Origin of the sequence: Agrobacterium sp. InxBP2 (genome assembly GCF_026191755.1) — a bacterium.
In the GTDB taxonomy this organism is placed as follows: domain Bacteria; phylum Pseudomonadota; class Alphaproteobacteria; order Rhizobiales; family Rhizobiaceae; genus Agrobacterium; species Agrobacterium pusense.
Window position 1 is genome coordinate 591,097 of record NZ_JAINDY010000033.1, and the last position, 14,815, is coordinate 605,911.

The 14,815-nt window shown below is 59.9% G+C and carries 13 protein-coding genes and 2 tRNA genes; 4 read left to right on the forward strand and 11 right to left on the reverse strand.

Translation table 11 applies throughout. The features are described from left to right. Positions 1 to 8 precede the first annotated feature (8 nt). The 3 genes from K7A42_RS20800 to K7A42_RS20810 all read left to right on the forward strand — a co-directional run bounded on the left by K7A42_RS20800 (position 9) and on the right by K7A42_RS20810 (position 1,720). A complete protein-coding gene (locus K7A42_RS20800) occupies positions 9 to 782 on the forward strand; it encodes an amino acid ABC transporter ATP-binding protein (RefSeq protein WP_004441935.1) in 774 nt (257 codons plus the stop codon). A gap of 341 nt (positions 783 to 1,123) precedes the next feature. After that, a tRNA-Glu gene (locus tag K7A42_RS20805) sits at positions 1,124 to 1,198 on the forward strand. Between the two features lie 447 nt (positions 1,199 to 1,645). Next, positions 1,646 to 1,720, forward strand: a tRNA-Glu gene (locus K7A42_RS20810). A 129-nt stretch (positions 1,721 to 1,849) separates the two neighbouring features. Here K7A42_RS20810 and recJ read toward each other — a convergent pair. The 5 genes from recJ to K7A42_RS20835 form a co-directional block, all read right to left on the reverse strand. Beyond that, entirely contained in the window at positions 1,850 to 3,658 is a 1,809-nt protein-coding gene (recJ, locus tag K7A42_RS20815) for a single-stranded-DNA-specific exonuclease RecJ (protein ID WP_282455861.1), read from the reverse strand. A 103-nt stretch (positions 3,659 to 3,761) separates the two neighbouring features. Further along, a complete protein-coding gene (locus tag K7A42_RS20820) occupies positions 3,762 to 3,986 on the reverse strand; it encodes a hypothetical protein (protein WP_022556200.1) in 225 nt (74 codons plus the stop codon). A 187-nt stretch (positions 3,987 to 4,173) separates the two neighbouring features. Then, positions 4,174 to 5,484 carry a homoserine dehydrogenase gene (locus tag K7A42_RS20825; RefSeq protein WP_004441941.1) on the reverse strand — a complete coding sequence of 437 codons (1,311 nt, stop codon included), beginning with the start codon at positions 5,482 to 5,484 and terminating at the stop codon, positions 4,174 to 4,176. Between the two features lie 61 nt (positions 5,485 to 5,545). Continuing rightward, positions 5,546 to 6,766, reverse strand: coding sequence for an LL-diaminopimelate aminotransferase (locus tag K7A42_RS20830; RefSeq protein WP_004441943.1), 1,221 nt, complete (start codon positions 6,764 to 6,766; stop codon positions 5,546 to 5,548). Between the two features lie 302 nt (positions 6,767 to 7,068). Beyond that, positions 7,069 to 8,028, reverse strand: coding sequence for a nucleoside hydrolase (locus K7A42_RS20835; RefSeq protein WP_004441945.1), 960 nt, complete (start codon positions 8,026 to 8,028; stop codon positions 7,069 to 7,071). Positions 8,029 to 8,209: 181 nt separating this feature from the next. Between K7A42_RS20835 and K7A42_RS20840 the strand changes: the two genes are divergently transcribed. Then, positions 8,210 to 9,013 (forward strand): TSUP family transporter, encoded by an 804-nt coding sequence (locus K7A42_RS20840; RefSeq protein WP_006697410.1) that lies wholly within the window; start codon positions 8,210 to 8,212, stop codon positions 9,011 to 9,013. Positions 9,014 to 9,066: 53 nt separating this feature from the next. Here K7A42_RS20840 and K7A42_RS20845 read toward each other — a convergent pair whose 3' ends face one another. The 6 genes from K7A42_RS20845 to K7A42_RS20870 all read right to left on the reverse strand — a co-directional run bounded on the left by K7A42_RS20845 (position 9,067) and on the right by K7A42_RS20870 (position 14,791). Next, positions 9,067 to 9,762 carry a hypothetical protein gene (locus K7A42_RS20845; protein ID WP_006697409.1) on the reverse strand — a complete coding sequence of 232 codons (696 nt, stop codon included), beginning with the start codon at positions 9,760 to 9,762 and terminating at the stop codon, positions 9,067 to 9,069. A gap of 279 nt (positions 9,763 to 10,041) precedes the next feature. Then, positions 10,042 to 10,971, reverse strand: a complete 930-nt coding sequence (locus K7A42_RS20850) for a lipid A biosynthesis lauroyl acyltransferase (RefSeq protein WP_045533594.1) — start codon at positions 10,969 to 10,971, stop codon at positions 10,042 to 10,044. A gap of 5 nt (positions 10,972 to 10,976) precedes the next feature. Then, complete coding sequence (locus K7A42_RS20855) at positions 10,977 to 12,005, reverse strand: zinc-binding dehydrogenase (protein ID WP_077986270.1); 1,029 nt, start codon at positions 12,003 to 12,005, stop codon at positions 10,977 to 10,979. 140 nt (positions 12,006 to 12,145) lie between these two features. Continuing rightward, positions 12,146 to 13,426, reverse strand: a complete 1,281-nt coding sequence (locus tag K7A42_RS20860; RefSeq protein ID WP_282455788.1) for a beta-ketoacyl-ACP synthase — start codon at positions 13,424 to 13,426, stop codon at positions 12,146 to 12,148. A gap of 11 nt (positions 13,427 to 13,437) precedes the next feature. Next, positions 13,438 to 14,634: a beta-ketoacyl-ACP synthase gene (locus K7A42_RS20865; protein ID WP_282455789.1), complete on the reverse strand. Its 1,197-nt coding sequence runs from the start codon at positions 14,632 to 14,634 to the stop codon at positions 13,438 to 13,440. Beyond that, positions 14,624 to 14,791 carry a hypothetical protein gene (locus K7A42_RS20870; RefSeq protein ID WP_280170739.1) on the reverse strand — a complete coding sequence of 56 codons (168 nt, stop codon included), beginning with the start codon at positions 14,789 to 14,791 and terminating at the stop codon, positions 14,624 to 14,626. The genes K7A42_RS20865 and K7A42_RS20870 overlap by 11 nt, the downstream gene beginning before the upstream one ends. Positions 14,792 to 14,815: the final 24 nt, after the last annotated feature.

Here is a 14,815-nt window from a genome sequence, read left to right on the forward strand (position 1 = left end):
CGCTCAAAATGGCAGAAACCCAGGCAAAAAAACTGACCGTCTCGGCGACGGACGTCGCAATCGAAATCACCGGCATGAACAAATGGTACGGCGATTTCCATGTGCTGCGTGATATCAACCTGAAGGTCATGAAGGGCGAGCGCATTGTCATCGCCGGTCCTTCCGGGTCGGGCAAATCGACCATGATCCGCTGCATCAACCGTCTGGAAGAGCACCAGTCGGGCAGCATCGTCGTTGATGGCATCGAGCTTACCAACGACCTCAAGAAGATCGACGAGGTGCGCCGCGAAGTTGGCATGGTGTTCCAGCACTTCAACCTCTTCCCGCATCTGACGATCCTCGAAAACTGCACGCTGGCGCCGATCTGGGTTCGCAAGATGCCCAAGAAGGAAGCCGAAGAAGTGGCGATGCACTATCTGAAGCGCGTGAAGATTCCCGAGCAGGCGCATAAATATCCGGGCCAACTCTCCGGCGGTCAGCAGCAGCGTGTGGCGATTGCCCGCTCGCTCTGCATGAAGCCGAAGATCATGCTCTTCGATGAGCCGACCTCGGCGCTCGACCCGGAAATGGTCAAGGAAGTGCTTGATACCATGGTCAGCCTCGCAGAAGACGGCATGACCATGCTGTGCGTGACCCACGAAATGGGCTTTGCGCGTCAGGTCGCAAACCGCGTTATCTTCATGGACCAGGGCCAGATCGTCGAACAGAACTCGCCCGCCGAATTCTTCGACAATCCGCAGCACGAGCGTACCCGCCTGTTCCTCAGCCAGATACTGCATTGAGAACAAGCATCATCGGACGGGGCCTCTGGGCCCCGTTTTTTTATGACGACAACCCAGCTCCAGATCTGGCGTGATCTTTGGCTTTTCATGACGCTGCGCTTCTCACGTCCCGGAGCCACTTGAGTGAATCACTGCCCACCAACGCGGTCCCCCACATCATTCTCTTCCGTTAGAAGCGCAAAACCGCGGGACCAAGCACGCTTTAACCTTTTGTTACGAAACAAGAATCCTTGTTTTTCAGGGCTTCTGGCCACCCGTGTCATTTTTTTGTCAAATCATGCGTTTTTCCGCTTGCGGAGCAACCGGAGCCTGACTATAAGGGCGCCACACCACAAGCGCACGCGCCCTTCGTCTATCGGTTAGGACGTCAGATTTTCATTCTGAAAAGAGGGGTTCGACTCCCCTAGGGCGTGCCACTTGCTTCCCTGGTTACCTCCCACACGGCAAAATCATTCGATAAAATCGCAATAATTCCAGCATCTCATCATTGCTGCGGAACCGATTTGCCGTCGGCACGTTAGATGCCTGTCCCCCCGATGGAAGGCAAGCCGGACGAAATGCCGCCGCGCAACTCACCCGGCTTGCCTTTCCCCTCTCCCGGATCATCAGGAAGTCCCGAGCTTCGGCAGAGCACTGCCAGTTCAACATCCAAGATGCTGGGCTTTGCCCACTTGCACCGCATCGTCGCGTCTCGTGCCGCGCGAGATTGGAGCGGTAATTCAAGGATTTGGGCCGGTCCGACCGAGTTTTCCACAGCCCGTTCCGCCCTGCCAAAAAAACTCGCCGCAAAGCGAAAAAAATCAGTTTTTCCGCTTGCGGAGCAACGGGAGCCTGACTATAAGGGCGCCACACCACAAGCGCACGCGCCCTTCGTCTATCGGTTAGGACGTCAGATTTTCATTCTGAAAAGAGGGGTTCGACTCCCCTAGGGCGTGCCACTTGCTTCTTCCTTAAAATCAGCAGCATAAACGTATATCTTCACGCATCGCGTAAAGATATCCTGTTGTAGTGCATAGGTCAGCGACAACCGTTGGCCGGTGACAGTCGAGATAGATTGGTGGCCCCTCTCAGGGCGCGAAAGCGGCGTCCAGAACACGCAGTTGAACCCGCCTTTGCCCCTGCCAGAGATCGGCGCCCACAGTACCCGCGACGTGAATATTCCGTCCGCGGGCATTCATGAGCATCTGTCCCAGGGGCGCCTCGGCGGCGCGGAACGCGATTCCGTCCAGCCGTGAGCCATCCATGGCCTCCAGCGTGATCTTGACGTGGGATGTGCCCACCAGCCGCACATCACGCAGGCGATGCGCCGGAACGGCAAAGATCGGCTGAGAATGACCGGAACCATAGGGACCGGCCTGTTCCAGCTGGTCGACAAGCTGCAAGGTAGCCCCCGAAGCGCCGATGGCGCCATCAATCTTCAATACGCTGCTCTCTACCAGCTCGTTTACGGTCTTTGCCGCGGCTTCCTCGAAAAAGGTCCTGAGCTTGCCGAGATTGGCGCGCTCAACCGTGAGGCCTGCCGCCATGGCGTGACCGCCGCCCTTGACCAGCAGGCCGGCCTCCACGGCAGTGCGCACCATCCGCCCCATGTCGAAGCCGGCGATCGAACGGCCGGAGCCGGTGCCCTTGCCGGAGGGATCGAAGGCAATGGCAAAAGCCGGGCGGCGGAAGCGATCCTTCAGGCGCGAGGCCAACAAGCCGACAATGCCGGGATGCCAGTTTTCACGCGCGGTGACGATAACACCGGCACCCGAGCCGTCGCCATATTCGAACAGGGCCTCCGCTTCGGCCTCCGCCAGCATCGCCGCTTCCATCGCCTGTCGCTCGCGGTTCAGCTCGTCCAGCCGCTCGGCAATCACCTCGGCCTGCGAGGAATCATCGATCGTCAACAATCGGCTGCCAAGCGCAGCGTCGCCAATACGCCCCCCGGCGTTGATGCGGGGCCCGATCAGGAAACCGAAATGATAGGGTGTCACAGGCCCGCCCAGCCCCGCCTTCTTGAACAGCGCGGCAAGGCCGGCATTTTTCATGTGGCGTGCGGCAATCAGGCCCTTCACCACATAGGCGCGGTTCAGCCCTTTCAGGGGAACCACATCGCAGACCGTCGCAAGCGCAACGATGTCGAGCAATGACAGCAGATCGAGCGTGAAGGCCTGGCGGTGCCGCCTGTCCTTGAGAACGCGAAGCGTGGCGACGAGCACGAGGAACACCACGCCAGCGGCACAGAGATGCCCCTGCCCCGACAGATCGTCCTCCCGGTTGGGATTGACCAGCGCCACCGCCGGCGGCAGTTCCGTACCCACCTGATGGTGGTCGATGACCACAACGTCCGTTCCTGCCTCTTTTGCCGCCTTGAGCGATTCATGGCTGGTGGATCCGCAGTCCACCGTCACGATCAGCGTCGCGCCATTGGCGGCCAGCTGCTGCATCGCCGCCGGGTTAGGCCCGTAACCCTCGAAAATTCGGTCGGGAATGTAGATCTCGGGCGTCAGCCCGAAATGTGCAAGAAACCGGTACATCAACGCGGAGGAAGCAGCGCCGTCGACATCGTAATCACCGAAGATCGCCACCTTCTCACCCGCTTCAATGGCGCGCACAAGCCGCTCGGCGGCCTTCTCGCAATCGGTCAGCACATGCGGGTCGGGCATCAGGGAGCGAATGGTGGGATCAAGGAACGCCAGGGCATCGTCCACCCCTACACCGCGCCCGGTGAGCACCCGGGCGATCAGTTCCGGAATACCGTGGACCTGGGACATGGCCAGCGCACGGTTCTGCCCGGCCTGATCCAGCCGAGACACCCACCGCTGTTCTGTTGCCGACCGCTCCACGCTTAAAAATGCGCGGGCCACGGTATCGGCCGGCTCCATCATTACCATCCTGTCCATTCGTCCTGTCATTCGCGCCAACAGGCGCTCTAATGGTTAGAACGGGCTAAATGGCGATGCTGCGTTTTTCAAGCAAAAACGCGCCTTGACGAAATCACGTCGAGAAAATCGAGAAAAAAGGGCTGACAATCGAGACGGCCGCGACAAGCAGCAGCAGCGAAAATACCGCGAGCGAACACCAGTTACGCTCATATTCGGCCATATCGAATTCCATGCTGCGAATATTGTCATTGGCATTGTGCGGCCGCGCCCGGTGATGGCTCGCCGGAGCGCCCTGGCGCTTGTTGTCCTTGAACAGGATGATCGATGTCACGGCCACGCCTCCCTCGCTTGGTGAACACGATTAACCATAAGGCCGAATCGCCCTGCTTTCCAGCGCTTCACGCACCGTCCCCTCAAATTTTGCGGCCACCAGACCGCAGGAAGGCGCCGGTCCCCCAAGCAACAAAAAACCGCGTTTCCGGATGGAAACGCGGTTTTTGATCTCACGACAGTAGCGTCGCGCTTCAGGTCCGCTCGATGCGGATGACCTGGGGCTCGCTGACGAGATATTTCTCGTTCTTGATCGCTTTTACCGCCTTGCGGATCGCATCTTCCATTGTCGCGTGCGTAACAAGGATGATTGTCTGCGGCGCGCCTTCCACGTGCACGCGCTGGCGCTGCACGATGGATTCCAGCGAAATGTTATTGTCAGCCATGCGGCTGGCGATGGAGGCGAACACACCGGCCTGATCCTTCACCGTGAGGCGGATGAAGTAACCGCCCTCGTGGCTCTTCATCTTGGCGCGGCGATAGTCCGTCAGCGATTTCGCCGGACGGCCGAGCACCGGCACACGCTGTGCACCGGGACGGCTCTTGGCGATATCGGCGATATCGCCAAGCACGGCGGATGCTGTGGCGTTGCCGCCGGCGCCGGGTCCGACCATCAGCAATTCACCGAGAATGTCGGATTCGATCGCCACGGCGTTGGTGACGCCATCGACCTGCGCGATGACGGAATCGAGCGGCACCATGGTCGGATGGACGCGCTGCTCGATACCGGATTCGGTGACCTGCGCCACGCCGAGAAGCTTGATGCGATAGCCTAGATCGGCAGCCGCCTGGATGTCCTCGATCGAAATATTGGTGATGCCTTCGAGATAAATGTCGTCGGCAGCGATCTTGTTGCCGAAGGCAAGCGTGGTCAAAATGGAAAGCTTGTGCGCGGTGTCGTTACCTTCGATATCGAAGGCGGGATCAGCCTCTGCATATCCCAGCCGCTGCGCTTCCTTCAGACAGGCCTCGAAGGACAGGCCTTCTTTCTCCATCTTTGTGAGGATGTAGTTGCAGGTGCCGTTCATGATGCCGTAGATGCGCGTCACGTGATTGCCGGTCAGCGATTCACGCAGGGCCTTGATGACGGGAATGCCGCCAGCGACCGCCGCCTCGAAGTTCAGAAGCGCGCCTTTGTCTTCGGCAATGGTCGCCAGTTCGACACCATGCTTGGCCAGCAGCGCCTTGTTGGCTGTCACCACATGGAGACCGCGCGACAGCGCTGCCCGCACCGCATTTTCGGCCTGTCCGGAAGCACCGCCGACCAGTTCGACAAATACATCGATGTCGGCTTCGCTCGCCATCTGTTCCGGCGTGTCGAACCAGGTAATACCCGTGAGATCAATGCCGCGGTCACGCGAACGATCGCGCGCGCTTACGGCAATAATCTCAATTGCGCGTCCGCAGGTAATCGCAAGTTCGTTGCTTCTCTGCTGGAGGATGCGCACGAGCGAAGCGCCGACAGTGCCGAGCCCCGCTATGCCGATTCTCAATGAATCTGCCATGGGTATGTTCCTGATTGCTGGTGATGGTGGCGGCCGAGACCCGGCCGCCCTGGGTTTGCCCTTATCTGTGGGCGTTGAGCGAAACGACGTTGTGCATCGTTTCGTCTGCGGTCGACAGGAAACGCTTCAGATTGCGCGCTGCCTGACGAATTCGATGCTCGTTTTCCACGAGCGCGAGACGGACGTAATCATCGCCCATCTCGCCGAAGCCGATGCCGGGAGCAACGGCGATATCTGCCTTCTCGACCAGGAGCTTGGAGAATTCCAGGCTGCCGAGATGGCGGAATTTTTCCGGGATCTTCGCCCAGGCGAACATGGTGGCCGCCGGCGGCGGTACTTCGAAGCCCGCCTTGCCGAAGGTGTCGACCATGACATCGCGACGGCGGCGATAGACATTGCGCACTTCGGCGATATCAGAGCCGTCACCGTTCAGTGCATGGGTCGCAGCAACCTGGATGGGTGTGAAGGCGCCGTAATCGAGATAGGACTTCACGCGGGTCAGCGCCGCGATCAGCCGCTCGTTGCCAACGGCAAAGCCCATCCGCCAGCCGGGCATGGAAAACGTCTTCGACATGGAAGTGAATTCCACCGCAACGTCGATCGCACCGGGAACCTCGAGAACGGAGGGCGGCGGATTGCTTTCGTCGAAATAGATTTCCGAATAGGCAAGGTCGGAAAGCACGATGATCTCGTGCTTCTTCGCAAAGGCGATGACGTCCTTGTAGAAATCGAGCGACGCGACATGCGCCGTCGGGTTCGAAGGATAATTGACGATCAGCGCCAGCGGCTTCGGAATGGAGTGGCGCACGGCGCGCTCCAGCGGCCCGAAGAAGCTGTCGTCAGGCTCGACATTCATCGAGCGGATAACGCCGCCCGCCATCAGGAAGCCGAAGGCATGGATCGGATAGGTCGGGTTCGGACACAGGATCACGTCACCCGGCGCGGTGATGGCCTGCGCCATATTGGCGAAACCTTCCTTGGAGCCGAGCGTGGCGACGACCTGCGTGTCGGGGTTCAGTTTAACGCCGAAACGGCGGGCATAATAGGCCGCCTGCGCGCGGCGAAGACCGGGAATGCCCTTGGACGAGGAATAGCGATGGGTACGCGGGTCCTGAACGACCTCGCAAAGTTTGTCGACGATGGCCTTCGGGGTCGGAAGGTCGGGATTGCCCATGCCGAGATCGATGATATCGGCCCCGGCCGCTCGCGCGCTCGCTTTCAAACGGTTGACCTGTTCGAAGACGTATTGCGGCAGACGCCGGACCTTGTGAAACTCTTCCATCTCTTTCCTCATGGGAATGGACCGGTTCTTCCGGTCCATAACGAAGGTTCGTTTTTGTTGTTAAACGCAGCCGACACGAACCGACCCGGCAGGCGTTATTCATTGTAGCGCAAAGCAGGGGAAAACCCACAAGGGTTTTCTCGGGCCAACGCCGCCTAGCGGTGATCCGCCCGTCCTACCGGCACCGCCTTTTCAAGCCCTCCGGCAAGGCGGATCGCGCACTATGATCAGGGAACTTGCATAACGCCAGATTCTGGGAAAATGCAAGGCAAGCCATGCTCAAGAACGGCCATTCCTGTCGTTCAGCCGCGCTCGCCCTTCACAATTGCCGCGCGGATGACCGAAAGCACGCGCTCCGGCTTGATATCCGTGCAGACCAGCTGGCTCGGATGCCCGTCCCAGTCGCCCGGCGGAAAGGCGCGTCCGTCCGGTTTCTGGATGGTCTGGCCGTCGGCAAGACCGCCGCAGACGACGCGCACCGGGCCACTGCGGGTGGTAAACAGTTCCGGCGCGACGAGATAAACACAGGCGCAGCTGTCGTGCACCACCATGCCGTCACCGGTGCGGGTCTTGTAGAAATCGATGTAGAATTGCGACAGGTCCGAAAGCAGCTGCACCGGCTTGCCGCCCGCCTCTGCCATCTCAGCCATGAAAGCGCTGGTCATCACGGTTTTTGTCGTGACATCGAGACCGACGACAACCACGCGCCACGGCGCGGTGAAGACAAGATCGGCCGCTTCCGGATCGCCATGAATATTGGCCTCGGCCGCCGGCGAGACATTGCCGTTGATGTCGAAGGCGCCGCCCATGACGATGACTTCCTTCACGAGCGCCGCGAAATCAGGTTCTTCGCGCAAAGCCAGCGCCAGATTGGTCATGCGGCCAACGGCAATAAGCGTCACTTCACCGGGATTGGCCTTAACGGTCTCGATGATGAAGCGATGCGCGGGCCGCGGGTCGAGCGGCAGGTCGATGGTCGCTGGAATGTCGATATCGCCAAGGCCGTTTTCACCATGGATAAAGGTCGGCCAGTGGCCTTCCTTGCGGGCCGGATCGAAGGTCACGCCCGCCCCTTTCGCGACCGGCGCGGTCATCTGCCATTCCCGCTTGAGGAAAAGCGCATTGCGGGTGGTGATGTCGATAGGCGCGTTGCCGAAAACGGTGGTGACGCCGATCAGATCGATATCGGGGTGGCGGTGCAGGAACAGAAGCGCCATGGCGTCATCCACACCGGGGTCCGTATCGAATATCACTTTATGCATAATGCCCTCATCCACATGTGTCAGGCGCCATCCGTCGTTCCGGCGACGCGCCACGGAAACATAACGATAAGCGGCCACACCGCAATCCCCCGGCGCCCCTCAGACCATACAGAAAAATATTGCGTGACCGCGTTTTCGGTGAAAGAAGGGGCCTCTCCTTCCGCCTGCCCGGACATGCCAAGTGCAAGACATCGCCCTCAACGTTTTCATCGTCCTCTTCTGCGTCGCCATCTTTGCCGGATTCATCGATTCCATTGCCGGCGGCGGTGGCCTCATCACCATTCCGGCAATGATGATCATGGGAATACCGCCACTCGATACGCTTGGCACGAACAAGCTGCAGGCACAGTTCGGTTCGGCCTCCGCTACTCTCGCTTACGCAAGACGTGGCCATGTCAATCTGAAAGAGCAATTGCCGATGGGGTTGATGGCGATGGCCGGCGGAATGCTCGGGGCGCTGACGGCCGCCTTCGTGCCTGCCGATCTTCTGCGCACCATCATGCCCTTCCTGCTGATCGCCATAGCGATCTATTTCGCCTTCAAGCCACAGCTCAGCGATGTAGACAGCCATCGCCGCATCACACCGCTGGTTTTCGGATTTACCGCCGCGCCGCTGATCGGCTTTTATGACGGCGTCTTCGGTCCGGGCGCCGGTTCCTTTTACATGCTCGCCTTCGTGGCACTTGCCGGTTTTGGCATGCTGAAGGCGACAGCCCATACCAAGCTTCTCAATCTGGGCTCCAATTTCGGCGGGTTCGTCGTCTTCGCGATGGGCGGCGCGGTTTTGTGGAAGCTCGGACTGGCAATGGGGTTCGGCCAATTCATCGGGGCGCAGATCGGGTCGCGTTTCGCCATGAAAAACGGCGCGAAGATCATCCGCCCGCTTCTGGTTCTGTCGTGTCTGGCCATGGCGACGAAGCTTCTGATTGACGCCTCGTCCGCCTGGTCCATCGCCACGATCTGGGAAACCGTCTTCCCGAAATAAGGGACTGATCGGGCGCGTTCAGCGCGTCCTTCGGATATCAGCGGAGTTTGGGGTCAACCCGCAGCGCGGCGCCTGCGATCGGCAATTTCGCGGATGACCACCATGGCACCCACGAGCTTGTAGGCGGAAGAATAACAAGGCGACATTTCGAGCGACTTGACGATTGTGCGACCGTTCTGGTCTTCCGCATAGGTATATTTCGACGTATCGCCCTTGAAGCAATTATCGAGCTTTTCCCTGAGTGCGTTCTGGAAACGGTGGACACCGACGAGTTCGGCGATGTGGCAGCCGACGAGCCCTTCCGGCGCATTACGCTGGAAGGCGTCGAGCGCATTGGCAAAGGACACGCGGTAACCGGGGGACACGATGACGACAGGCTCATCGAGATCGTTGAGCATATCTTCATCGAGGATCAGATGGCGGTGGTGCCATTCGAGGCTATCCGCATCTTCGTCACCGATCACTTTCGCCTTGAGCGGCATGCCGACGTAACGGTCGACGAGCGTTCGCAGAAGTTCGGAATTGCGCTGCACGCAGCCAAGGTCTTCCGCCTCGTGGTTGAGGAGATCGATAGCAAAACGGAACTGCTCGCGAATGTCTTCGGAGCTTTCGGTCTTGCGTCCGACGACGCGCTCGAGAAGCTGCTCCAGTTCACGCTCCAGCACTGCGATCTTGTCGGCCTCGTTTTTACCAACGGCAGATTGCAGTTCCGTATAACGCAGCCAGAACAGCTCAATCAAATCTTTCAACCCAACTCTCCCTGAACGGGCAAACATCCCGATCCTAATCCGAAAGGATAGACCAATTATCCCTGATAATAGCGTCTCCGCGCTTAAAAATGACGTAACGAAGCACGAAAACACGGCGGGGATTGTTGTTCAAAATATCACAGCTGCTGCTATTTTTTCAATTTCGATAATCCATGAACGAAAAATGAGGTTCCACTACTATGGAAAAATTTCGAAAAGCACAGTTTCTGCGCCCGATTTTGTGAAAATTGCTCTGAAAGCACGAGCCGGCCGGCATCCTCAAATCTGGTGCTTAACGTCCCACCGGTCGTGATACCACAGCCATTGGCCGGGATATTCGCGCACCCAGCTCTCCACCTTGTCGTTCAGAAGCTGCGCCGTCGCCTGAATGTCGACATTGCCCTTGTCATCGCGCGGTATCTCAACCTTTGGTTCGATTTCCAGCCGGTAGCGATTATCGGGCAGGCGCACGCAACGGGCAGGATAGACATCGCAATTGAACTGCCGCACCAGCTTGGCGAGAAGCGGATTGGTGCGAACCTCAAGTCCGAAGAACTTCGTCGTCAGTCCCTTGCCGAATTTCTGGTCGACGAGCACACCCACACCACCGCCCTTTTCCAGCTGCCGCGCCAGCGCGAAGGAGGAGCCGGCATGCGAGGGCACGAGATTGCCCATGCGCTCCTTGCGGAAACTGAACACTTTCTCGGCCACAAAGGGATTGTTCGGTGGCCGGAACAGCACCGTCACATCGAGACCGAAAGCCGAGCCGGCAACCGGCAGCAGTTCGAAATTGCCGCTATGGGCGGTAAAGACGATGAAAGGCCGCGGATTGTCGCGCAGCTCGAGGAAGGTCGGGATGCCCTGGACCTCGATGCGTCCCGGCTCGTTCTTTTCCGGATCGAAATCGAACAGCCGGTCGAGAAAGACATATTCCGCCGCCAGCCGGCCCATATTAGCCCAGCTGTCCATGGCGATTGCCAGCCGTTCCTCTTCGGATTTCTCCGGAAAGGCGCGGGCCAGATTGTAGAGCATCAGCTTGTGGCGGCCGGTTTTCGGCCCCACCCAGCGTGCCAGTCTGTCAGCGGCGCGAATGCCCGCATCGGCGGGAAAGAGCTTCAGCAGGTTGAGAAGGCCGAAGGCGAATGTCGCAATCAGCCACTGCCGGAAGTGGTCCAGTTTCAGGACGATCCGTGTCAGGAACAGCTTCAAGATGCTCAGTCCATCCGCAGCACGATCTTGCCGAACACCTGACGCGTCTCCATGCGCTCCAGCGCCCGGTCGATATCGTCAAAGGTCACTTCGGTGTCGATGACCGGACGCACGATGCCACGTGCCATCTTCTGCATGGCGTTGGCCATGTTCTCCATACGGCAGCCGAAGGAGCCGAGCAGTTTCAGCTGCTGCTGGAACAGCATCATCAGGTTGATGTCGGTGGAAACACCGGATGTGGAACCGCAGGTGACGAGACGACCGCCGCGCTTCAGCGAGAACATGGAACCCGCCCAGGTATCCTTGCCGACATGCTCGAACACGACGTCGACGCCCTTCTTTTTCGTCAGCTTGCGCACGACGCCTTCGAAACGGTCGGTGCGATAGTTGATCACATGATCGGCCCCGAGCGCCTTCGCCCGTTCGATCTTGTCGTCGGAACCGACTGTCGTGATGACGGTGCAACCCATCTTCTTCGCAAGCTGGATTGCCGCCGTGCCGATGCCCGAACCGCCGGCATGAATGAGGATGGTTTCGCCGGACTCCAGCTTGGCATTGTCGAACAGCATGTGCTCGACCGTGCCGAAGGTCACCGGCGCGAGAGCGGCACCGACGGCGTCGACGCCATGCGGCGCAGGCACGAGCTGGCGGGCGGGAATGTTGATCTTTTCCTGCGCGAAACCGTCGAGATGGAAACCGTGCACGCCCTGGACATGTTCGCACAGATTGTCACGGCCTTCGCGGCAGGGTTTGCACAGCCCGCAGGTGCGCGCGCCATAGATCGCGACCAGCTGGCCGGGCAGCACGTTGGATACGCCCGGACCGATGGCTTCCACCACACCCGAGGCTTCCGCACCGATTGTGAGCGGCATCTTGCGCTTGGCGAAAGCCATGCCGCGCCAGCCCCAAACATCGATGTGGTTGAGCGCCACGGCCTTGACGCGCAGCGTTACCTCGCCCGGCGCCGGCGCATCCGGTTCGGGCAGATCCACTTTTTCGAGCTTCCGGTCGTCGACGAGTTGAAGAGCGCGCATATATCAGTCCTTCGCCCGAAGGCGTTATCTAAAATCATTCCAGCAAAACTCTGTAACGGTTTTGCGGCTGGAATGCGAAATCAAAGAAACGGGCGCGTTTCCGCAAGTCATTCGGAAACGCCCCTGTTGTAACGAACCGGTTAAGCCGGTTCCCGCGTCATGACAAGGCTTGCATTCTGCCCGCCGAACCCGAAGGAATTCGACAGAACCGCACCCACCTCGGCATCCCGCTTCACGTTCGGCACCACGTCGAGCGTGATGGTCGGATCGGGATTGTTATAGTTGATTGTTGGTGGCAGCGTGCCGGTCAGCATGGTCTGCAGCGAGAACACCGCTTCCACAGCACCTGCGGCGGTCAGCGTATGACCGATCATCGACTTGTTGGACGACAGCGGAATGTTCTTCAGGCCTTCGCCGAAGACGGCCAGCATCGAGCCATATTCCATCTTGTCGTTCTCAGGCGTCGAGGTGCCGTGGGCGTTGATATAGCCGATATCGCTTTCGGCCACGCCCGCATCGGCCAGTGCCGCACGGATCGTCGCAATCGCGGGGCCGCCATCGGGCGAAGAGCGTGTACGGTGGAAGCTGTCGGCCTTTTCACCGGCGCCCTTGATGATGCCGAGAACCTTCGCGCCACGTGCGACGGCGGCTTCGAGCGATTCCAGCACCAGCGTTGCCGCACCTTCAGCGATCACGAAACCGTCGCGGTCCTTGCTGAACGGCTTGGAAGCCTTTTCCGGCGGGTCGTTCTGGGTCGAAAGGGCAGACAGCAGCGAAAAGCGGATCAACGCCTCGGCACTGACAGAACCATCGGTCGCGACCGTCAAAGCCCGTTCGGCGCGGCCCTGTCGGATGGCCTCGACGCCGAGCTGGATCGCGGTCGCGCCGGATGCACAGGCGGTCGACAGGGTAACCGGCAGACCGCGCGTACCGAAACGGTCAGACAGACGCTCGGAGATGGCACCAAACAGCGCTGCTTCCTGGAATGCCGGATCGGGACGCTGACGGAAGGCCGTCAGGAACCGCTCATAGGCATCACCCGGCTGGGTGGCTGGCGGAGAGCGGTCGGCAAGCTCGAAACGGGCACTCCATTCCGGCTCGATCGGCGGCGCTGCGAGAAACAGCGGGCCGTCAAAGTCACCGGAAATGCCGGCCTGCGCCAGCGCCTCGATGGTGGTTTCGCGCGCGAAGGCATAGGAACGTTCGACGGAATTCGGAACCGGAATATCGATGAAATCCACCGTGCCGCTGATCCTGGTCGAAAGCCCTTCGGTCGGGAAACGGGTGATTTTGTGAATGCCTGACTTACCCGAGGTCAGCGCCGCCCAGTTATCGGCAAGCCCCTGACCGAGCGAGGTAATGATGCCCATGCCGGTGACGGCGACGATCGGGCGACCGAGATGATCCTTAAAATTGGTCATGGTCTTTCTCCTCACACGTCACGGGACAGAACGGCGACACCTTCGCCGCGGACATGGCCAACAGTGGTGACGACAGCCTCGGTCGCCGCCTCGCCCATTGGCTTTTCCGCATTCGCGTCGAAGGTAGGAACCTTGGCACCGCTTTCAAGCGTCAGCGCCGCCAGAGCGAGGCCGAGCGGAAACTGCGCCTCAAGTCCATGGCCCGTGACACCGCCGAAACCGCGGATGGCAGCCTTCGGCAAGGTCTTTTCGAGAATGTGCTTCTCACGGGCCGTAACGCCGTCATAACCGCTGGCGCCGGAGAAGACGACGGTCGCGGCGCTGTCCGTTGCCGGGGCCAGCAGACGCTCCATGCGCTTTTCCATTTTGCCGTCGTCGCGGCTGCCGCGATCACCTTCGATGGCGTCGATGCGGGCATAGATGCGCGCACCGCGCTCGCTGGCATGCTTGCGTGATTCCAGCACGAGGAAGGCTCCGAGCGAGCCGGAAACCATGCCGCCGCCGTCCTGGCCTTCGCGCGACCACAGGGGCTGCCATTCGCCCTGCGCATGCGCGCCGATGGCTTCGAACAGCAGGATCATGTCTGGACGTTCGGCAGAGAAGGCGCCGCCCACGAGAGCGTGGCTCGATTCGCCCGAACGAATGCGATGGAACGCGGTTTCGACGGCGGAAATGCCGGCCGCTTCTTCGCCCATGAAGGTCCGGGAAGAGCCGGTGACCTTGTGCACGATGGAGATATTGCCGGCCATCAGGTTGGAAAGCTGGGCGAGAAACAGCGTCGGGCGCAGTTCCGTCGTCAGCTTTTCGTTCAGCAGCTTTTCGCGGTCGTTGCGCTTCAAAGCCTCGTCAACGATCAGCGTATCGACATTGATGTCGCGCTCGCCGCCGCCGGCAGCAACGATCATATCCATGGTGGCGCAGGCTTCGGCATTTTCCTTCAAGCCGGCATCATCAAGTGCAAGACCGGCGGCAAAAACGCCGAGCCGCTGCCAGTTTTCCATCTGGCGCTGGTCGCCGCGCTTGGCGATCTGGGCCGACCAGTCGATCTCGGGCATGGGATGAACCGGATATGGCTTGAATTTTTCCGTCTCGACAATCGTCGCCGGCGCGGCGGTTCCCGAAAGAAGCGCCACATGCGCCTGGCTGCCAACGCCGTGACAGGTCACGATGCCGACCCCTGTTATCACCACATCATTGTCAGATTTCATCGTCTGTCATCCTTTGCAGCCGGCCCGCCGAAACGGTCACGGCTATCCAACAGCGGTTGAGAACAACCACTTCATGCGTTGCGGAATAAAGCGCGCGGTGCGGATTGGCAATGGCGAAGACCCGATCCACCGTCGCGAGCCCACGATTTTCGTGCATCAAAACCGGGCCGACAGGAAAAAC